The organism is Actinoplanes sp. NPDC049118 (assembly GCF_040648555.1).
Classification (GTDB): domain Bacteria; phylum Actinomycetota; class Actinomycetes; order Mycobacteriales; family Micromonosporaceae; genus Actinoplanes.
In genome coordinates this window covers 156,431-176,860 of the sequence record NZ_JBEZDY010000018.1, presented here as the reverse complement: position 1 = coordinate 176,860, position 20,430 = coordinate 156,431, and the positions used below count along the sequence as shown (strand labels likewise).

Annotated in this window: 15 protein-coding genes; 7 read left to right on the top strand and 8 right to left on the bottom strand. The window is 74.0% G+C overall.

Going from position 1 to position 20,430, the window contains the following annotated elements:
- Nucleotides 1-219 precede the first annotated feature (219 nt).
- Nucleotides 220-1,503 (top strand): extracellular solute-binding protein, encoded by a 1,284-nt coding sequence (locus tag AB0B58_RS27535; protein WP_360229375.1) that lies wholly within the window; start codon nucleotides 220-222, stop codon nucleotides 1,501-1,503.
- Nucleotides 1,504-1,509: 6 nt separating this feature from the next.
- Here the strand turns inward: AB0B58_RS27535 and AB0B58_RS27530 are convergent, their stop codons facing one another.
- Complete coding sequence (locus AB0B58_RS27530) at nucleotides 1,510-1,914, bottom strand: hypothetical protein (RefSeq protein WP_360229373.1); 405 nt, start codon at nucleotides 1,912-1,914, stop codon at nucleotides 1,510-1,512.
- A gap of 105 nt (nucleotides 1,915-2,019) precedes the next feature.
- Between AB0B58_RS27530 and AB0B58_RS27525 the strand changes: the two genes are divergently transcribed.
- Nucleotides 2,020-2,496, top strand: coding sequence for a nitroreductase/quinone reductase family protein (locus tag AB0B58_RS27525; protein ID WP_360229371.1), 477 nt, complete (start codon nucleotides 2,020-2,022; stop codon nucleotides 2,494-2,496).
- Nucleotides 2,497-2,699: 203 nt separating this feature from the next.
- On the opposite strand, the gene AB0B58_RS27520 is transcribed toward AB0B58_RS27525, so the two are convergent.
- Complete coding sequence (locus AB0B58_RS27520) at nucleotides 2,700-4,379, bottom strand: aminotransferase class V-fold PLP-dependent enzyme (protein WP_360229369.1); 1,680 nt, start codon at nucleotides 4,377-4,379, stop codon at nucleotides 2,700-2,702.
- 156 nt (nucleotides 4,380-4,535) lie between these two features.
- Between AB0B58_RS27520 and AB0B58_RS27515 the strand changes: the two genes are divergently transcribed.
- The 3 genes from AB0B58_RS27515 to AB0B58_RS27505 all read left to right on the top strand — a co-directional run bounded on the left by AB0B58_RS27515 (nucleotide 4,536) and on the right by AB0B58_RS27505 (nucleotide 9,763).
- On the top strand, nucleotides 4,536-6,635 hold the full coding sequence (locus tag AB0B58_RS27515) for a PhoX family phosphatase (protein WP_360229367.1): 2,100 nt from the start codon (nucleotides 4,536-4,538) through the stop codon (nucleotides 6,633-6,635).
- An 81-nt stretch (nucleotides 6,636-6,716) separates the two neighbouring features.
- Nucleotides 6,717-7,898, top strand: coding sequence for an ROK family protein (locus tag AB0B58_RS27510; RefSeq protein WP_360229365.1), 1,182 nt, complete (start codon nucleotides 6,717-6,719; stop codon nucleotides 7,896-7,898).
- Nucleotides 7,895-9,763 (top strand): lectin, encoded by a 1,869-nt coding sequence (locus AB0B58_RS27505; RefSeq protein ID WP_360229363.1) that lies wholly within the window; start codon nucleotides 7,895-7,897, stop codon nucleotides 9,761-9,763. Before AB0B58_RS27510 ends, AB0B58_RS27505 begins: the two co-directional genes overlap by 4 nt.
- On the opposite strand, the gene AB0B58_RS27500 is transcribed toward AB0B58_RS27505, so the two are convergent.
- A complete protein-coding gene (locus tag AB0B58_RS27500; protein WP_360229361.1) occupies nucleotides 9,760-12,351 on the bottom strand; it encodes a CHAT domain-containing tetratricopeptide repeat protein in 2,592 nt (863 codons plus the stop codon). The genes AB0B58_RS27505 and AB0B58_RS27500 overlap by 4 nt on opposite strands.
- Before the next feature lie 78 nt (nucleotides 12,352-12,429).
- Here AB0B58_RS27500 and AB0B58_RS27495 point away from each other — a divergent pair, with 78 nt between their 5' ends.
- The gene (locus AB0B58_RS27495; protein WP_360229359.1) at nucleotides 12,430-13,776 is read left to right on the top strand and encodes a S8/S53 family peptidase; all 1,347 of its coding nucleotides are present in this window, start codon (nucleotides 12,430-12,432) and stop codon (nucleotides 13,774-13,776) included.
- A 14-nt stretch (nucleotides 13,777-13,790) separates the two neighbouring features.
- On the opposite strand, the gene AB0B58_RS27490 is transcribed toward AB0B58_RS27495, so the two are convergent.
- The 5 genes from AB0B58_RS27490 to AB0B58_RS27470 form a co-directional block, all read right to left on the bottom strand.
- Nucleotides 13,791-14,291, bottom strand: a complete 501-nt coding sequence (locus AB0B58_RS27490; RefSeq protein WP_360229357.1) for a hypothetical protein — start codon at nucleotides 14,289-14,291, stop codon at nucleotides 13,791-13,793.
- 52 nt (nucleotides 14,292-14,343) lie between these two features.
- A complete protein-coding gene (locus AB0B58_RS27485) occupies nucleotides 14,344-14,937 on the bottom strand; it encodes a sigma-70 family RNA polymerase sigma factor (RefSeq protein WP_360229355.1) in 594 nt (197 codons plus the stop codon).
- Between the two features lie 285 nt (nucleotides 14,938-15,222).
- Nucleotides 15,223-15,702: a hypothetical protein gene (locus AB0B58_RS27480; protein WP_360229353.1), complete on the bottom strand. Its 480-nt coding sequence runs from the start codon at nucleotides 15,700-15,702 to the stop codon at nucleotides 15,223-15,225.
- Nucleotides 15,680-16,327, bottom strand: coding sequence for a sigma-70 family RNA polymerase sigma factor (locus AB0B58_RS27475; protein ID WP_360229351.1), 648 nt, complete (start codon nucleotides 16,325-16,327; stop codon nucleotides 15,680-15,682). The genes AB0B58_RS27480 and AB0B58_RS27475 overlap by 23 nt, the downstream gene beginning before the upstream one ends.
- Nucleotides 16,324-17,649: a S8/S53 family peptidase gene (locus AB0B58_RS27470; protein ID WP_360229349.1), complete on the bottom strand. Its 1,326-nt coding sequence runs from the start codon at nucleotides 17,647-17,649 to the stop codon at nucleotides 16,324-16,326. Before AB0B58_RS27470 ends, AB0B58_RS27475 begins: the two co-directional genes overlap by 4 nt.
- Before the next feature lie 303 nt (nucleotides 17,650-17,952).
- Between AB0B58_RS27470 and AB0B58_RS27465 the strand changes: the two genes are divergently transcribed.
- Complete coding sequence (locus tag AB0B58_RS27465) at nucleotides 17,953-20,394, top strand: CHAT domain-containing protein (RefSeq protein WP_360229347.1); 2,442 nt, start codon at nucleotides 17,953-17,955, stop codon at nucleotides 20,392-20,394.
- Nucleotides 20,395-20,430 lie beyond the last annotated feature (36 nt).

Below are 20,430 nucleotides of genomic sequence, written 5' to 3'. Positions count from 1 at the left end.
GGTCGGCCGGGCAGCCCGGCGGGCGGCGTCCGCACCGGGCGGACCCTCCGCCCACCCATCGGCAACCGACCGACAGAGAGTGAGTTAACTGTGACTTTATGTTGATACTCACATCGCCGTCGGGATAGTCATATCGAGCAACCGCCACCCGATGGAACGGCTGTGAGGGGCCGGAGTCGGTCCAGACAAGGCACTCGGCTCGAAGGACTGGTGGACACCATGCGTGGTGCAGGATTGTCGGCGCTCGCCGTCGTTGGCGTACTCGCTCTCAGCGCGTGCAGCGCGCCCGACGGCGGGCCGGAGGGCGCCGCGGCGCAGGCCACCGAGGTGGCGGGCACCGTCACGTACTGGGACACCTCCGACCCCAAGGCCGAGGGTCCGGTCTACGAGGAGCTGATCAAGGCATTCCAGGCCGACCACCCCAAGGTGAAGGTCAATCACGTCTACGTCGCCTTCGGTGAGGCGCAGGCGAAGTTCACCGCGGCCGCCGCCGCCGGCAAGGACGCCCCGGACGTGCTGCGCATCGACGGCGGCGCCATCCCGGCCCTCGCCACCGCAGAGGCCATCGCGCCGCTTGACGGCACCGCCGCCCTCCACGACGAGCCCGACTTCCTGCCCGGCCCGCTGGACACCACGGTCTACCGCGACCACGTCTACGGCGCGCCCCAGGTCACCGACACCCTCGCCCTGCTGTACAACAAGGCGCTGCTCACCAAGGCCGGCGTCGCCCACCCGCCGAAGACCTGGGCCGAGCTGAAGGCCACCGGCCGGGCCGTCAAGGCCAAGACCGGCGCCGACGGCCTCTACCTCAACACCGGCGCCTACTTCTTCCTGCCCTTCCTGTACGGCGAGGGCACCGACTGGGTCGACGCCGACAACAAGAAGATCACCGTGACCTCGCCGAAGGTCGCCGCCGCGATCCACACCGCGCAGGACCTGATCGCCTCCGGCGCGGCCGTGAAACCGAACTTCGCCGACCTGTACGGCGGCATGCAGACCGCCTTCAAGGAGGGCAAGGTCGCCATGGTGATCAACGGGCCGTGGTCCGTCGCGGACGCCCAGTCCGGCCCGGCGTTCAAGAACAAGGCCAACCTCGGCATCGCGCCGGTTCCGGCCGGAGCCTCCGGCACCGCCGGCGCGCCAACCGGCGGCCAGAACCTCGTGGTCTACGCCAGGTCTCAGAACTCGGCCGCGGCGTACGAGTTCATCCGGTTCCTGAACTCCAGCGAGAGCCAGGCCAAGGCTGCCGCAAAGAACGGCACCCTGCCCACCCGCGCCTCGGCATACACCGAGGAGGTCAAGGAGAACGCCACCATCGCCGGCTTCCAGCCGGTGCTGGCGATCGCCCGCGCCCGGCCCGCGGTCGCCAAGGGCGGCGAGCTGTACACCCCGTTCGAGACCAACCTGGGCCGCATCCTGCAGGGCAAGGTCGGCGTACAGCGCGGCCTCGACGACACCGCCCGGCAGTACCACGGCATCCTCACGGACTACACCGCGGGCTGATCCCGGTCAATGCGGGGGTGGCGCGACCAGCCGTGCGACCGCCTCCCCCGCTTCGCGGTCGCTCATCGCGGTCACGTCCCGCAGCAGCCGGACCGCCTCCGCCCGGCGGCCGTCGTCGGCCAGCTCACGCACCCGGCGGAGCAGCTCGTGGGCCTGCTCCGCCCGGGGCGTGTCCGGCGCAGGCTCCCGGGGCCCGGCGGGGCGGTGCGGATCCAGGTGGAAGCCGGGCGGAAACCCGGGACCCGAAGCCGTAGCCGGGCGGCGGACCGGGTCCGGCCCGGAACCGTCGAGTGCGCGCAGGTGCGAGGCCAGCAGGTCCGGCTCCCGGTGGCCGCTGCGGCGCAGGATCACCAGCACCGTCAACAGGCTGACCAGGAGCACCACGGCGACCGAGAACACGAGCGTGCGCACCTACCGAACGCTACGGCGGCGCCCGCGGGCCCGCGGCCGGTTTCGCCATCCGGGACCCCAGAGCAGCGCTTGCGCCGCGCCCCTAACGTGGGCCGGGGGTGCACCATGCCGGACGACCGCAAACCGAAGTCGCCGTGGCTTCCGCCGCGCTGGTTCATCCGGCTCGCCTGGGCGGTACACCGCGCGGTGTACCGCGTCACCGGCGGCCGGATGGGGCTGGGGCGACCGAAGACCGGCCGCTGGGGCACGTTGCGCCTCACCACCCGGGGGCGCCGCAGCGGCCTGGAGCGCAGCGTGATCCTCGGCTACTTCGAGGACGGCCCGAACCTCGTCACACTCGCCATGAACGGCTGGGGCGAGGCCGAGCCCGCCTGGTGGCTCAACCTCCAGGCGCATCCGGACGTGACGGTCGTTCTCGCCGACGGCACGCGGGCGGTGCGGGGCCGCGCCGCGGTGGGCGACGAACGCTCCCGCCTGTGGTCGCGCTGGCGCGACATAAACGGAAACCTGGACGGCTACGCGGCGCGGCGCCCGACCGAGACCGCCGTGGTGGTCCTCGAACCCCGTCCAGACCAGGCCTGACCGGTCGGTCCGGTCAGCGGTCGCGCCAGGAGAGCGGCGAAAGCCTGACGGCCCGCCTCGGCGATCCGCCGGCCGGTCTCGGTACTGAGATCATTGCGCGCCGAGTCGATCCAGCATCCGGAGCGCCGGACACGCTTCAGCAGCCCGAGCTCATACCCGAATCCGGCAAGCGCTTCAGCGTCCTTGGCCACGTCGGGTCCTTTCTAGCGGCCGGTGAGGCAGGTCGACGGGAGGGGGAACCAGCGGAGTTTCTCGAAGTTCGGCGGGAGGTCGAGGTCCTCGCCGTCGGGTGGCTCCGGTCGGGTGGCCATGATCCGGTGGGCCTCCTCGAGGTAGCCGGCGTAGACGTCCTCGCCCAGCGTGGGGCCCGGCTCGGGCAGGCCGACGACGCCGTCGGCGCCGAGCCGCAGGTCGGCGAGGCGTACGGGCAGCCGGGTGCCGGCCGCGTGCCGCCACAGACCCGTACGCGGGTTGAAGCGGTAGTCGCACAGCAGGCGGTGACCGTCGCGCGCGATCAGGGCGACCGCGTCGGCGAGGTAGCCGGCGACGGCGTCGGAGATGAAGTAGTTGAGGTTGATCCGCGCCCAGCCCGGCTTGATGCCCTCCCAGCCCTCCACGATCTCGGCCTGGAACTCCCGGGAGTGCGCCTCGTCGATGCCGAGCAGCCGGTGCCCGTACGGGCCGGCGCAGGAGCAGCCGCCGCGCGCCTGGATTCCGAAGAGGTCGTTGAGCAGTGCGACCACGAAGTTGTGGTGCAGGTAGCGGGTGCCGGCCCGGATCCGGAAGGAGACGATCGACAGCCGCTCGACGCGCAGGTCACCGAGCACCTCGATCCGGTCCTCCCCGGCCCAGCGGTCCAGCGTCCGCAGCCACAGCTGCCGCTCGCGGACGCTGATGGCCCGGGTGCCGACCGCGTCCTTGACCGCGAAGACCAGGCCCGCCCGGATCGACTCCACGATCCCGGGGGTTCCGCCCTCCTCCCGCGCGACCGGGTCGTCGAGATAGCGGTGGGTGGCCGGATCGACGAAGGCGACCGTCCCGCCGCCGGGGACCGTCGGCACCCTGTTGGTCAGTAGCGCGCGGTTCACGACCAGCACGCCCGGGGTCTGCGGGCCGCCGACGAACTTGTGCGGGGACAGGAACACGGCGTCCTTGTGGTCGCCGCGGCCGGCGGCGGACTCGCGCATCCGGATCTCCAGGTACGGGCCGGCCGCCGCGTAGTCCCACACCGAAAGTGCCCCGTGTTCGTGCAGCAGCCGCGCTACGGCCGCGGTGTCGGTGAGCAGGCCGGTGACATTCGACGCGGCCGAGAACGCGCCGATGCGCAGCGGCCGGTCGGCGTACCGGATGAGCCGGCGCCGCAGGTCGTCGAGGTCGATGTGGCCGTCCGGGTCGGCGCCGACGACGAACACGTCGGCGATGGTCTCCCGCCAGGGCAGTTCGTTGGAGTGGTGCTCGTAGGGCCCGACGAAGACCACCGGGCGGTCCCGTTGCGGGATGCGGCCGGCGAGGTCGTACCGGTCGTCCAGGCCCTCCGGCAGCCGCAGGCCGAGGAGGGCGATCAGCTTGTTGATCACCGCGGTGGTCCCGGTGCCGCAGAAGATCACGACGTCGCCGGGGCCGGCGCCGACGCTGCGGTGGATGATCTCCCGGGCCTCCTGCCGCAGGGCGCCGGTCTGCAGGCCGGTGGTGGAGGCCTCGGTGTGGGTGTTGGCGTACCGGGTGAGCACCTGCTGCCGGATGAAGTCCTCGACGAAGTCGAGCGCCTGCCCGGACGCGGTGTAGTCGGCGTATGTGATGCGCCGGCGTCCGTACGGACCGTCGAGCACCTCCCCGGCCCCGACCAGCCCGCGGCGGATCCGCTCCAGCAACGGCAGGTCCATGGTTCGACGCTACCCCCGCCGAGTTCGCACGGTCCGCGGCATCACGGCGACATACATACCGCAACGACATCCCCCGTTCATCCTGTGTCCGGCCGTCACTCATGGCCGCTACCTAGCGTCGGGTCAGCGATCTTCCCCGGCGAGGAGCCACTACTGATGACTGAACGACCCCGGCTGCTCCCGCTGCTCGGCCCGGCCGGCCACAGCGGACGCGACTCGATGACCTGCCTGTACCGCTGCGGCAACGCCTGCGACCATCCCGTGCCGAATGAGTCGGACAATCCCTACCTCGGCGACGTCGTCAGGGCCGGGTTCTCGCGCCGTGGCGTCGTGCGCGCCGGTGCCGTCGGCGCGCTGGTGCTCGGCCTCGGCGCCGGCGCGGCCGCACCGGCCGCCGCCGCCGATGCCGAGGCCGTGCCGGCGCGGCCCGGCGGCCTCCGGCGGGGCAAGGCCGGCCCGCTGACGTTCAAGGCGATCCCGCCGAACCGGCTCGACAGCCTGATCGTGCCCAACGGGTACGACTCGGCCGTCGTCATGCGCTGGGGCGACCCCGTGCTGCCCGGCGCGCCCGCGCTGGACATCGCGAACCAGAGCGCCAGGCGGCAGTCGGCGCAGTTCGGCTACAACAACGACTTCGTCGGCGTGCTGCCGCTGGGCCGCGGCGGCCGCCGGGCGCTGCTGGTGGTCAACCACGAGTACACCAACGAGGAGCTGATGTTCCCGGGCTTCACCAGCCAGGAGGCGCTGACCGTCGAGCAGCTCAGGGTGGCCATGGCCGCGCACGGCCTCTCGGTGGTGGAGCTCGAGCGGGTCAACGGCACCGGGCAGTGGGAGCCGGTGCGCGGGCACCGGCTGCCGTACAACCGGCGGATCACCGCGCTGGAGACGCCGTTCCGGTTCACCGGGCCGGCCGCCGGCTCGGCGTGGCTGAGGACGGCGGCGGATCCGGGAGGCACGACGGCGATCGGTACGTTGAACAACTGCTCGGGTGGGGTCACGCCGTGGGGCACGGTGTTGTCGGGCGAGGAGAACTTCAACCAGTACTTCGTCGGCGGGGACGCGGCACCGGCCGAGCTCAAGCCGAGCCTGGCGCGGTACGGGATCTCCACGACGGTCCGGGTGCCGAGCGGCTCGCGGCGCTGGGACCGGGCGCAGCCGCGGTTCGACCTGGCCCTGCACCCGAACGAGGCGCACCGCTTCGGCTGGATCGTCGAGGTCGACCCCTTCGAGCCCGGTTCGCGGCCACGCAAGCACACCGCGCTGGGCCGGCTCAAGCACGAGGGCGCCAACGTCATCGTGGCCCGCAACGGCCGCGTCGTCGCGTACATGGGCGACGACGAGCGCTTCGACTACCTGTACAAGTTCGTCTCCGACCGCAAGTTCCTGCCCGGCGATTCCTCGTACGCGCGGCGGCTCAATCTGACGCTGCTGGAGTCCGGCACGCTGTACGTCGCCAAGGTCACCGGCGACAGTCCGGCGTCCGAGATCGACGGCTCGGGCCGGCTGCCGTCCGACGGCGCCTTCGGCGGTACGGGCACCTGGATCAGACTCGTGTCCGGCAACACCTCGTACGTGCCGGGGATGTCCGCCGCCGAGGTGCTCACCTTCACCCGGCTGGCCGGCGACGCGGTGAATGCGACCAAGATGGACCGCCCCGAGGACGTGCAGCCGAGCCCGCTCACCGGCAAGGTCTACGCGGCGATGACCAACAACACCAACCGCGGCGTCGGCACCTTCGCCGGCGCGGACGAGGCGAATCCGCGCAACGCCAACCGGCACGGGCACATCTTCGAGCTGGTCGAGGACCGCGGCGACAACACGGCGGAGTCGTTCACCTGGTCGCTGCCGATCGTCTGCGGCGACCCGGCCGACCCGTCGACCTACTTCGCGGGTTACGACAAGGCGGCGGTGTCGCCGATCTCGTGTCCGGACAACGTGGCGTTCGACAGCGCGGGCAACCTGTGGATCTCCACCGACGGCAACGCACTCGGCGCCAACGACGGCCTGTTCGCCACCGCGATCGAGGGCTCCGAGCGCGGCCACCTCAAACAGTTCCTCACCGTTCCGTACGGCGCGGAGACCTGCGGCCCGTTCATCACCGGCGACGACCGCTCGGTCTTCGTCGCCGTTCAGCACCCCGGCGAGATCACCGGCGCCAGCGTGGAGAAACCGGCCTCGACGTGGCCCGACGGCGACTTCGCCAAGCCGGCCGTCGTGGTGGCCTGGCGCCTCGACGGCGGCCCGATCGGCGGCTGACCGGCGCCCGACCCGGGCTTACATCGAGACATTTCATTACGTCTATTGCCAATCCTTTTCGTAAGTGTTGCGATAAATCGCATGGCACGGACGTCCCGCGACATCAGGTCCGCCAACCGGCTGAGCGTCATCCAGCAGGTGATCTCCGCCGGCACCACCTCGCGGCAGCGGATCGCCACGGCCACCGGGCTCAGCCTGGGCACCGTGGCGACGCTGGTCGGCGAACTGACCGGGCACGGCCTGCTGACCGAGGCCGGCCGGGAGGACTCCGGCGGCGGGCGCCCGCGCGGGCTGGTCACGCCCAACGCCCGGGGCGGGCTGCTGATCGGCGTCGACGTGGCCGAGACCTACGTGCACGTCGACCTCTTCGACGCCACCCTCACCCGGCTGAGCGGCACCGAGGAGGCGCTGCGCCCGGGTGAGCGGCGGCCCGGTCAGGTGGTGGCGCACATCGTCAGCGGCGTGCGCACGGTCATGGCCGGCACCGGCGGCCGGATCCTCGGTGCCGGCGTGAGCGTGCCGGGTCAGGTCGACCGCGAGGGCGGCGTCTCGGTCTTCGCCCCGAACTGGGACTGGCACGACGTGCCGCTGCGCGACCTGCTCTCCCGCTCGCTGGAGCTGCCGCTGCACCTGGACAACCCGCTGCGCGCGGCCGTGGTCGCCGAGCTGTGGTCCGGCGCGGCACGCGGACGCGACGACGTTGCGGTCATCAACCTGGGCACGGGCGTCGGCGCCGGGCTGGCGTTCGGCGGCACCCTCTACCGCGGCAGCAGCAACACCGCCGGCGAGTGGGGACACACCACGCTGGTGCTCGACGGCCGGCTCTGCCGCTGCGGCAGCCGCGGCTGCGTCGAAGCGTACGTCGGCGCGCCCGGCATCATGCAGACGCTGCGCGACCTGGCACCCACCAGCGCGCTGCTGCACCCCGAGGATCAGACCGCCACCCTGGGCGCGCTGGCCGCCGGGCTCGCCGCGGGCGACCCGATCGCCGCGAAGGTCAACGCGGAGACCGGGCGCTACCTCGGCGTCGCCGTCGCCGACCTGATCAACCTGATCAACCCGGAGCTCGTCGTGCTCAGCAGCTGGGTCGCCGACCGGCTCGGCGATCGGCTGCTCGACGAGGTCCGCGCCGTGGCGACGCAGCACGCGCTGCGCCGCCCGCTCACCGACACGGAGATCGTCCTCTCCACCGTCACGGGCAATCCGGTCAGTCTCGGCGCGGCCACGCTCGCGCTGGAGGGCTTTCTCAATGGAGGAAGATGATGCTCAGATCGCTGGCCGCCGGGCTGCTGCTCGGCACCGCCCTCACCGTACCGACCGCCTCCCCCGCCGCGGCCGCCGCGGCCCGGGCGGAGGTCTCACCCGCGCCCGCGCAGACAATGGAAGCCATCGGCGCGTCCGGCGCCTGGTGGGTCAACGACCTCGCGAACTTCGCGCCCGCCGTGCAGCAGCGCGTCGCCGGCCTGCTGTTCGGCGCCGACGGGCTCGCGCTGTCGGCGTACCGCTACAACATCGGCGGTGGCGGCACCGGCGTCACCACGCCGGCCCGGGCCGCCCAGACCTTCCGCACCGCCGCCGGCGGCTACGACTGGAACCGCGATCCGGGCGGACAGACCTTTCTCCGGTACGCCGCACAGTACGGCGTGCCCGACCTGATCGGCTTCGTCAACAGCGCGCCGGCGGTGTGGACCAGCAACGCGAAGAGCTGCGGCGGCACGCTCGACAGCGCCGACAACCAGACCTTCGCGACGTACCTCGCGGACATCACCCAGCACTTCGACGGCCAGGGCGTGCACCTGGACTACCTGAGCCCGATGAACGAGCCGACCAACAGCTTCGGCACCTGCGGCCAGGAGGGCATGCTCGTGCCGACTGCGCAGCGCGACGACGTCGTCCGCACGCTCGGCGCGACGCTCTCCTCCCGCGGCCTGGCCACCAGGATCAGCGCCGACGAGTCCACCTCGGTCAGCGCCTTCAACTCCGAGGTGCCACAGTGGATCAGTCAGGCCGGCACCGCGCAGTACGTCGCAAACCTCGCACATCACACGTACGACTTCCCCGGCGACGCGGCGCGGACCGCCGCGCGCAACGTCGGCCGCGCCGCGGGCAAGCGGACCTGGGCGAGTGAGATCTGCTGCTTCGGCGCGACCGGCGGCTGGAGCCAGGGCTATGACCCGACGATCGGCGGCGCGCTCGGCCTCGCGGGCATCGTCCACCGCGACCTCTCGGTCACCTACGACACCGCGTTCCACTGGTGGACCGCCCTGTCGTCGGAGTTCGGCTGCGCGCCGGCCTCCGGCGGCTGCGCGACGACCGCGAACTCCTCCGGCTGGAACGACGGGCTCATCTACTACGACCCGGCGTACGCCGCCAACGGCAACCAGACGCTGTACCTGACCAAGCGGTACTACGCGCTGGGCCAGTTCAGCCGCTTCGTCCGGCCGGGCGCGGTGCGGCACAACGTGACCGGTGCGCCCGCCGGCGTGCAGGTGTCGGCGTTCGACCGCGGCGGGCAGTGGACGGTGGTGGTCACCAACCAGAACGCGAGCGCGACGCCGCTGTCGCTGCACCTCAACGCGAAGAACAACGTGTCCTTCGGCGCGGGCGTGCGTACCAGCGCCACGGAGAGTCTCGCGCCGGTCGCCGCGCCGGCTGTCTCGGCGGGCACCCTGAGCGCCTCGCTGCCGGCGAGGAGCATCACCACGTACGTGCTGAACCAGTCCGGTAGCGGCGGCACCTCGCTGAACACCACCCTGATCGGCGCCGCCTCGGGCAAGTGCCTCGACGTGCCCGGCGCGAGCACCACGAACGGCACCGCGGTGGACGTGTGGGCCTGCAACGGCGGCGCCAACCAGGCCTGGACCCACACGGCCGCGGGCGAGCTGCGGGTCTACGGCGACCGCTGCCTGGAGGCGTACCAGCAGGGCACGGCGGACGGGACCAGGGCCGCCATCTACACCTGCAACGGCGGCGCGAACCAGAGATGGCAGCTCAACGCCAACGGCACCATCACCGGTGACCAGTCCGGCCGGTGCCTGGACGTCTCGGGCGGCGGGACCGCGGACGGCGCCGCGGTGATCCTGTGGACCTGCAACGGCGGCGGCAACCAGTCCTGGCAGCACACCTAACCCGGCCCGTACGCCGTCAGGCCGCTCCAGGCCACGTACTCCTCCGGCCCGCCCTCCGCGAGCGCCGCGCGGGCGTGCCACACGGCGGACGCCAGCGTGTCGCCGCGGCTGATCCGCCGGTGCAGCGCCGTCATCGGCACCGCGCAGACCCCGTCCGGGATCGGCACCTCGGCCGCCACGATGCCGGCGCTGCCGTTGGACATCAGGGCGCTGACGAAGCCCAGCATCTCGTTGCCGCCGTACGGCTGCTGGGTGCCCGAGTCGCAGGAGGCCAGCACCACCCGGCGCGGCGCGACGCCGCGGGCCAGCATCTCGTAGAGCGTCAGCGAGCCGTCGCTGAGCTCGAGCGCCGAGAACAGCGGGCTGTCCGACCGGAACAGGCCGTGGCAGGCGAGGTGGGCGACGTCCGCCTTGCCGATCAGCTCGAGGGTCGCGTCGACGGTGCTCTCCGGCGGCAGCAGCGTGACGATCTCCTCGTGCTCGGCGGCCACCACCCGCGCCTCCTCGACCGCGCCGGGCAGGCCGGGGCCCGCGACCACGGCGACCCGGGCCGGTCCCCCGGCACCCAGCGTCCGCTTCGCCCGTGCCCACAGGCCGCCGGACGGCGTCACCGACACCGGCGCCGGGTGCAGCGGCGACCAGAGCACGCCGAGGAGCAGGGCCGACGGCACCACCACGAGCGGGACGTCGGCCGGCACGCCGAGCGGCACGATCAGCTGCCGGGACAGCGCGTCGAACGCGTCCTGCGCCGCCGTCCTGGCCGCGGCCGCGAACCGGGTGCCGTGCAGCAGCCGGCGCAGGCCGAACGCCGCCGCGTCCGCCTCCTGCAGCACCGGGCCGGCGGGCCCGAGCTCGATCATCCGGGTGCGCCGGGGCTCCACGACGACGGCCAGGATCTGGTCGTCCACCACGGCGTACTCGACCAGCCACCGGCCGTCCAGGGCACGCCGCAGGTCCGCCGCGGTCGCGAGCGCGGCCGCCTCTCCGCCGACGTCCTCGCCCGCCCAGGAGCGGCGCCTGATCCGCGCCTCGAGCGCGCTCTGCCGGGTCAGCAGGGACGACGGCTCCTTGCCGCGTTCGAGGCGTGCCGTCCGGAGCTCCTGCTCGACGCCGCGCAGCGCGATGACGTCCTCGTCGACGCCCGTCGCCGGCGGCTGCACGCGCAGCAGCGCCGCCGTCCGGGTGCGTTCCAGCCATTCGAGGATCCGGCCCGCCGAGGCGGTCGGCAGCAGCCGACGCAGCCCGAGCGCGCCCAGCTCGGCGCCGTGCCCGGCGGCGAGGACCCGCAGCTCAAGCGACGGCAGCGCGGCGCGGTGGCGCGCGAGGTCACGCAGGCCGCGCGAGCACTCGGCGACGACACCGCCGGCCCGTTCCGACTCGGCGAGCAGCGCCCGCGCGAGGTTGCCCCGCAACCGTACGAGCAGCGACTGGTCGCGGGCGAGGTCGCCGGCCAGGGTCAGCGCCCGGCGCGCGGCGGGACCCTGCCGCAGGGCGAGCGCGGCCCGGCCCGCCGCCAGGTGCCCGTACACGGCCTCGGTGCGCAGGCCGATGCGCTGCAGGGTGGCCGCGGCCCCGCCGAGCCGGCGCAGCACCTCGGGCGAGTACCCGTGGCAGGCGGCCTGTGCCTGCGCCTCGGTGACCGCCGCCCGGGCCGCCCAGGCGGGGCGGCGCTGCCGGCGGAAGTCGTCGGCCGCCGCGGCGGCGTCGGCCAGGGCGGTGCCGGCGTCGCCCAGCTCCAGGGCGAGGCGGGCGCAGCGCAGGCGGGCCTCGGGCGCCATCAGCCGCGCGCCGTGGCGCTCGAACTCCACCTCGGCGGAGCGGGCCGCGGCCATGGCCTCGTCGAGCAGGCGAAGGTCGCTCAGGACGTCGGCGTACTCGAGTTGGTGCTCGCCCAGCGGCAGGTTCGCCGCGGCGTGCAGGCGGCCGGCCTCCTCGAAGCGCCGGACGCTCTCCGCGAGGTGTCCGGCGTGGAACGTCGACCACGCCCGGCTGTTGGCGATCACCGCGAGCAGCCGCGGGCTCAGCTCCCGGCAGAGCTCGGCGGCGTGGTCGAGGTGGTCGAGCGCCTCGTGCGGGCGGCCCAGCTGGGTCTGCGCGTTGGCCAGGTTGTTGGCCGCCTTGACCCAGACGACCGGCGGGCAGTCCGGGTCGTCGAGCAGCTCGCGGTAGGCCCGCTCGGCGGCGCGCACCCGGCCCCGGTTGTGGTCGAGGACCGCCAGTTGCAGCCGCAGGTCCGGGCGCTCCTCGGCGGCGATCAGCGGCTCGGCCCGGCGCAGGTCGCGGGCCGCCGCACCGTAGCGGCCGAGCTCGTGCAGGGCGACGGACCGGGTGACCAGCAGATCGCCGAGGCGGCCCGGCAGGCCGAGGCCGTCGGCCAGCCGCACGGCCTGATCGAGTATTTTTCTGGCGCCGTCGTTGTCGAGCGCGACGTGCCGCGCCCACGCCTGGGCGCGCAGACCCACGACGAGCGCCTCGGTCGCGCCGGCGGCCCGCGCCGCCCGGACGACTTCTTCTGCCTGCGGGGCGTATCTGGCCGGATCTAGCACGACTCTTCTGTACGCGGCGTCTGCCTCGTCCAGGAGGCTCACCTGAATGTCCAATTTGCACCGCCCCGATTCCCGGGTGGAAAACGACGCCAGCCTACCGACGGAGAGGGACAGTAAGCCATGACCCAGAACTGGCCGATATCGGACCATCGCAGCGCCGAACAGCTCGAACGGGACTCCGCGGCCGTACGGGCGCAGGTCTCCAATCTCGTCTCGCCGAACGGCGACGCCGCCGCGCGGCGGGACTCCGACGCCGTCGTGGAACGGATCCGCAGGCGCCAGCTGGCGGCCTCGGACGATCAGGCCACCCGGTTCGTCACCTACACACCGGCCGACGGGTCCGGGCCGGTGCTGTGCGCCGAGAACCGGCTGGTCGTCGACGCCGACGCCGCACAGGCCGGCCGGCTCGGCGGGCTGCTCGCCGGCTACGCGGCGGCCGACCGCGCGGGACGCAGCCCGCGCCGCCGCACCCGGGTCTTCCGCGGCCAGGGCAACAGGTCGCTCGACGCGCTGCGCCGCGACGCCAAGCGGCTGCGGGACGATCACGGCATCATGGCGGGTGTCAACGCGATCGTGCCGCTCGGCTACATCGTCAAGGGCAACTCCTACCCGGGACCCACGGTGGCGCCGGGCGCCTTCGCGAGCAACGGCGGCGGCGCGCCGGTACGCGTGGCGATCGTCGACACCGGACTGACCGCCGCGCCCCGCACCGACGCCTGGGACACCGGCGTGGTGCGCAACGGCACGGACCCGGTGAACGTGCTGGCGCCGCTCGACCGGATCGACTGGTTCGCGGGCCACGGCACGTTCGCGGCCGGCATCGTCCGGCAGATCGCGCCGGACTGCGAGGTGGTCGTCTACCGCTTCACCAGCACCGACGGGCTCGGCACCGACGAGGCGGCCGCGGACATGATGATCCAGGCCGCCGACGAGGCGGCGGGCGGCCGGCTGATCATCAACGCCTCGTTCGGCGCGCCCGCCGTCGACGGCGTCCCGCCGCTGGCGATGCGCGAGGCGGTGCGCTACATCTCCGAGACGTACCCGAAGACGTTGATCGTCGCGAGCGCCGGCAACGACGGCAGCGAGCGGCCGCTGTACCCGGCGGCCTTCCCGGGCGTCAAGGCGGTCGGCGCGCTGAACAGCGACCTGAGCCCGGCGGCCTTCTCCAACCGCGGGGACTGGGTGCAGTGCTCGACGGTCGGCGTCGGCGTGGTGTCCACGTTCGTCGAGGGCCGGCTGCCGCCCGAGGACGGCATCGGCACGGACGTCGACTTCCCGGCGAACTCCTGGGCGACGTGGAGCGGCACCTCGTTCACCGCGCCGCAGATCGCCGGTGCGGTGGCGGCGCTCTGCGGCGACGACGGCGCGCTGCCACCGTCGGCCGCCTTCGACCAGCTCATCGCGGGCCGGCCGACGCTTGACGATCTCGGCGCGGTGGTGCACCTGCTGCCGGGCACGCCCGCCTGATCAGGCCGGCCCGGTCACAGTAGGGTCCACTGGGTCGCCACGGCCGGCCCGCCGGCCCGGCGGCAGGTGAGGCTCATCGGTCCCGGAAGCACGTCGTCGATGACGAACAGGCCACGGCGGTCCGCGTCGACGCCGCGTGCCTTCGGGACCGTCGGCTGCCGTACCTCGATGTAGGCGGGGCCCTGCGGCGCGAGGTGCCCGGTGAGCCGGCGTCGCCGGCCCACCGACTCGACCTGCACCGCGATGATCAGTTCGTCCCGGCCTTGCTCGTCGACGATCTGGAAGGTGAGCTGCCGCGGCTCCCGCGCCGATCCCCGTACGGCGACGGAGCGCACGGAGGCGGCCGGGCCGTCGGAGTCCTCCACGAGCGAGGCCAGTTCGGCGTCCAGGCGGCGCAGCGTGAAGCTCTGCCGCGCCAGCTCCATCACGTCCGCCGGCGGCTCCTCTGCGTCGTTGAGAATGGCGCCCAGCCGGGCGAGCAGGCGACCGTCGTCCGGTGTCGTCGGATCGTTCACCGTGTCTCCTCACACCGATTGGGAATTGCGTTGCGTGGCGCGTTCATCACACTCACGAGCCGGCTTCGGCGCCGCTGATACCTTCTGTCAGGAATTGGCGCAGGTGGGTCAGGCACCGGCCCCGCGTGGGGCCGAGGCTGCCGATCGGCATGTCGAGCGCCGCCGCCGCGTTCTCGTAGGACGGCCGCCCGTCCTCGGCCTCCACCACCAGGACCCGCAGCACCTGCTGACAGCGGGGGCTCAGCCGGCGGAACGCGGCCCACAGTTCGGCGTCGCGGTCGGCGATCAGGAACGGCCGCTCGGGGTCGTCGTCGGGGTCGGTGGGCCGGTCCAGCAGCCACGGCTGACCGACCGGCATGGCCCGCTTGGCCCGCCGCAGCGCGACCAGCGCCTCGTTGCGGCAGGTGGTGCCGATCCACGCGCCCAGCCGGGCCGGGTCGCGCAGGGAGTCGAGATTCTCCAGTACCCGCAGCCAGGTCTGCTGGAAGACGTCCGCGGCATCGGCCTGGCTGAGCCGGTAGGCGCGGCAGGTGGCCCAGACCCGGCGGCCGAACCGCCCGACGATCTCGTTCCACGCCGCCTGGTCGCCGCCGGCCGCCTTGCTGACCAGCAGGGCCACGTCGTCGAACGGCTCGGTGCCGGTCATCTTCGCCTCCGATGTCGCCCCCGGCGCCCGCGGGCCGCCGAATTCACGCCCATCGGCCGCCGTAGATATACCGATTTACCATAGACCAACCCGGCGTCGCGGAGGGTTTGACCTCGGGTCCGAGCGGGACGCGTCCGATCACGGTCCCGGCAGCGTACGTCCACCGCGGAGCGCCGCGGACGGCGGCATCGTCACCGGCGGGCGCGGCCGGCCGTCGCGCGGTGCGTCCGGGCGTTCCCGGCGCGGTGTGTCCAGTTCGGCCGGTCCGGCCGGTGCGGCGGCCGCTCAGCGCCGGCGGCCGAGGTTGATCCAGTCGGTGGACACCGGGCGGCCGCCGGCGCGCACCCGCAGCCGGACCGCGCCCGCCGCCGGGGTCCGCACGCTGAAGCAGCCCGCCTCGTCGATCGGCGCCTCGGCGAAGGTGCCGTCCGGGGTCTGGCAGCACACCGTGCCGCCCTTGGCCGGGCTCACCTGCCCGATCGCGTCACCGTCGTCGTCGATCTCCGCGTCGATGCGGTAGCCGCCGCCGTCGAAGACCAGCAGCCGGGCGCCGGCGGCGCTGCCGGCGCGGGTCGCCAGGGCGCCCTGCGGCGCGGAGCTGTCGAATGACAACTCGGCGAGGAACAGGTCCTCGTCGACGGTCCGCCAGGCGAACGCCGCCCGGGCCGCCGCGGCGAAGTCCGGCGGCAGGGCCTCCCGCGGGGCCAGCGCCTCGCGCAGGTCGGCGACGAGCGAGGGATCGTCATCCCACGGCAGCTGCGTCACGGCGGGCCTCCTTGCGAACGTGGCTGTCAGATTGGCCCGCGGCGCCGATGAACGCCACCAGGGCTGGGCAGGTGCGCAGTTTGTGCACGCATCGGCCGCGGGTCGGGCCGATGCTGCCGATCGGCACGCCGAGGCGCTCGCCGATCTGCTCGTAGCTCAGCGGCGGATCGACCAGCAGCAGCCCGACCAGCTCGCGGCAGCGCGGGGGAAGCTCGGCGTAGGCGTCGCGCAGCGCCTGCCGCCGCTCCTCGGCGAGCAGCCGTTCGTCGAGGTCGCCGGGCGCCAGGGCGGCCGTGCTCACCAGGGTCTCGGCGGCGCCGTCCAGCGGGTCGTACAGCCAGGTTCGGGTGCCGGCGCGCAGCAGCCGCAGGCACTCGTGCCGGGTGGTCTGCACGATCCACTTCGGCAGCGCCTCCGGTTCGCGGATCCGGTCCAGGTGCTCGACGAGCCGCAGCCAGACGGTCTGGTTGACGTCGGCGGCGTCGGCGCGGCTGAGCGTGAAGCGCCGGATCACCGCCATGACCAGCGGGCCATACCGGTCGATCAGCGCGCCCCAGGCCCGCTCGTCGCCGCCGGAGGCGGCACGCACCAGACAGAGGGTGGATTCGCCCGAGAACTCGCTCATGGCACCAGCACTCCGAAATCGGGATGCCACCGCTGCTGGTTCAGCAGGTGGTCGGCCGCGTCCGCCGCGGACAGGCCCTTCGCGCTCATCAGCGCCGCGATCTGCCCGGCGACGTACGGAGCCGCGAACGACGTGCCGGTCCACTGTGCGAAGCAGTCGAACCGCTCCGGGTTCGCGCCGCTCACCTCGAGCACACCGGTGACGTACGTGCTGGTGCGTGTGCCGTCGGCGCATGCGTCGACCCACGGGCCGAAGTTGCTGTACTCGGCGCGTGCCGGGCCCTCGGCGGTGTACCGCACCGCCGCCACGGCCAGCACCCGCGGCAGCGCGGCCGGCCAGGCCGGGCGGGAACCGCCGGCGTTGCCCGCCGCGGCCACCACCACGACGTCGCGGTCGAGCGCGGCCAGCCGGTCGGCGATGGGCAGCGGCGCCACGTCGTCCTGCGTCCGGCAGCCCAGCGACAGGTTGATGATCGACACGCGACGGTCGAGGCGGTCGATGGCACCGACGAGCATCTCCTCGTCGCCGATGCCCAGGCCGGACAGGGCGACCTCGGGGTCGAAGGAGACGTCCGGCGCCGCCCGGCGCAGCACGCCGGCGACGAAGGTGCCGTGCCCGCCCTGCAGCTCCAGCACGTCGTCGTGCCGGTAGAGGGAGTCCTCGTCGTCCGCCTCCGGCGCGTAGGCGGCGCCGAGCCAGTCGGGGTGGTACTTCGGCGCGTCGCGCCAGATGCCGGTGTCGCAGACCCCGACCATCACCCCCTTGCCCTCGCCGCCGTGTACGGGCGGGATCGGCGCGGCCACGGCGACCGGGGCGGTGCCGGGGTTGCCCATGATGTTGTCGTAGCCGACGAGCACGTGATGCGGCTGCACCTCCGGCGGGACGCCGCCCTTCCACTGCGAAGGCTCGCGCAGCTTGGCGACCAGCGCCGGGATGTCGGCGTCGTCGGCGAGCAGGAAGCGGCCGACGGTGCCGAAGGGCTTGCCGGTGCGGAACGGCACGCCGGCCTCGCGCAGCCAGGCCGCGACCCTGCGGACGTCGGCCCGGGCGGCGAGCAGCTGGCCCGGCCTGTACCAGAACTCGCGGCCCGGTTCGAGGTGGGCGCGGATCTGCTTGTCCTCGGCGACCGCCGCCAGGAAGGCGGCCGCGTATGCGCCGTCCTCGCCCTGCCCGCCGGCCGCGGCCGGCGCCGCCCAGGCGGGCAGGACGGCCGCCGCGGCCGCGACGGCGGACCAGCGCAGCAGTCCGCGACGGCTCAGCGGTCCGGCGAGCGGGCCGAGCCCGGCGCGCGACGATCCCGGCTTGAATGGGTCAGTTGACACAGTGTCCTCCGCAGCGACCAAGGGGTGCGAGGCTGGTCCCACCGTTGGCGGGCCGCCGGGCGAATCGGGAGAAATCTAGCCGTATTCCGGGTACCGGTACTAGCAAAAAGCGGACAGGATGCGAGTGTGGCGGGTAGCGGACAGTCCTGGGAAACCGAGGCGGAGAACGCTTTGGGCGCGGTACAACGCGACCCCCGCCACGCGATCGGGATCGGACAGACCATCCTGGAAAAGTCCGACAACCCGCGGGCTCGCGCGGTCGCCGCAAGGGCGGTGGGGCTGGCACACCGGGAGCTTAACGAGTTGAGCCAAGCGGTGGCGCATTTACGCCGGGCGATACGGCTGGCGCAGCGCAGCGGCTCGGCCGAGCTGACCGCCCTGGCCCGGATGAGCCTGGGCTACGCGCTGGCCAACAGCGGCCGCAACGTCGCCGCCCTGCGGGAAGTCACGGCCGCACTGAAGGACCTTTCCGGGTGCGATGCCGGGCGCGCGCGGATGCAGCGCGGGGTGGTGCTGCACTACGCCGGCCGGTACGAGGAGGCGGCCCGCGACTACACCGCGGCCGTGGAGATCGCCCGGCAGGAGGGTGACGCACTCCTCGAGGCGCGGGCCCGCAACAACCGCGGGCTCGTGCAGACCCGGCGCGGCATGGCGCGGGGCGGCGACGACCTGCGCCGCGCGGAGGAGATCTTCACCGCGCTCGGCCTGGACCTCGCGGCCGCCGACACGCGGTGGAATCTCGGCACCGCCGCGGCCCGTCGGGGCGAGGTGGCGGTGGCCCTGCGCGTCTTCGCCGAGGTGGACCGGCGCTACCGGGAGCTCGACGTGCCCCGCCCGGCCCTGCAACTCGACCGGTTGGAGCTGCTGCTGTCGGTGCCGCTGCCGGCCGAGGCGACCGAGGTGGCCGCCGCCGCCGTGCGGGAGCTCGGCGAGCGCGGCATGGCTTCGGACCAGGCCGAGGCGCTGCTCGGGCAGGCGCGCACCGCGCTGCTCGCCGGCGAGCTGCCCGCCGCGACCGCCGCCGCCGGCCGCGCCGGCGAGGCGTTCCGCCGGCAGGGCCGCCCGGCCTGGGCGGCGCTGGCCCGCAGCGTCGCGCTCCGGGCGGGCTTCCTGTCCGGCACGCGTACCGCCCGGTCGCTGACGGCCATGGTGCGCAACGCCGAACAGCTCGATGCGACCGGCTGGCCCGGCACGGCGCTGGCGACCCGGATCGACGCCGCCCGGGTCGCCGCGGCCCTCGGGCGTACCGGGCAGGCCCGCGAACTGCTCACCGTCGCCGCCCGGGCCCGCCGCGGCGGCACCGCGGCCCGGCGTACCCAGGGCTGGTTCGCCGCGGCCCTGCGGCATCGCCTCGGCGGCGCGGACCGGCAGGCCCTGAGCGCGCTGCGCAACGGCCTGGCCGTGCAGGAGACGCACCGCAGCTGGTACGGCGCCACCGAGCTGCGCGCCAGCAGCGGGGAGCACGGCCGGGAACTCGCCGTGGAGGGGCTCGACATCGCGGTCGGCGCCGGCCGCCCCGCGCACATCCTCGCCTGGGCCGAGCTGTGGCGGGCCACGACGCTGCGGATGACCCCGGTCGCGCCGCCCGCCGACCCGGAGCTGTCCGCCGTGCTGACCGAGCTGCGGGGCGTGTGCGCCGCCGTGGAGGCGGCCGCCCTCGCCGGGCGTCCGGCCACTGCGGACCAGCGCCGCCAGGGTCAGCTGGAGCACCGGGTACGGGAGCTGACCCGCAGCGCGGACGGCGCCGGTGCGCTGACCCGGCCGCCGCGGGTGACGGCGCTGGCCGCCGCGCTCGGCGACGCGGTCCTGGTGGAGCTGGTCGCGTACCGCGGCGGGATCCTCGCGGTCGCGGTCCGCGACGGCCGCGCGAGCCTGCACCACCTCGGCGACCTCGACGCAGCCCGGCGGCGCTCGCGGCAGCACCGGTTCGCGCTGCGCAGGCTGATCACCCTGGACGATCCCGCCGCCGCGTGGACCGCGGCGCGGCACGCCGCCGGCGCGCTCGACGCGCAGCTGCTCGCCCCGCTGCATGCCCGGATCGGCGACCGGCCGCTGGTGGTGGCGCCGATCGGCGATCTGCACGCGCTCGCCTGGGCGGCGCTGCCGTCCTGCGCCGGCCGGGCCGTGACGGTGGTGCCGTCGGCCGCCGCCTGGCTGCGCGCCGCGACCAGCGAGAGCACGGCGTGCGGACCGGCCGTGCTCGTCTCCGGCCCGCGGCTGCCGGCGGGCGAGAAGGAGGTGGCCGCGCTGGCCGCCGCCGATCCGCAGGCGGTGGTGCTGACGGCCGCGGCGGCGGGCGCGGCCGCGGTCGCGGCGGCGATGGAATCGGCGCGCCTCGCGCACATCGCCGCGCACGGTGTCTTCCGGGCCGACGCGCCGCTGCTGTCCACCCTGGAGCTCGCGGACGGCCCGCTTACCGCGTATGAGCTCGAACGGCTGCGCCGCCCGCCGGGCGTCGTGGTGCTCTCCGCCTGCGACTCCGGGCGTTCGGCGGTGCAGCCCGGCGACGAACTGCTCGGCCTCGGCGCGGTCCTGCTCGGCGCGGGCACCCGTACGCTGATCGCCAGCGTGCTGCCGGTGCCCGCGGACCGCACCGCGGATCTGATGCTCGACCTGCACGCGAGGCTGCGCGGCGGCACCGGGCCGGCCGCGGCGCTCGCCGCCGCCCAGCAGCACCTCACCGCCGGCGGCGACGCCCTCGCCCACGCGACCGCGGCGGCCTTCCACTGCATCGGCGCGGGTTAGCGGAAACCTTCGCCGGATTACGTATTCGAACCCGGT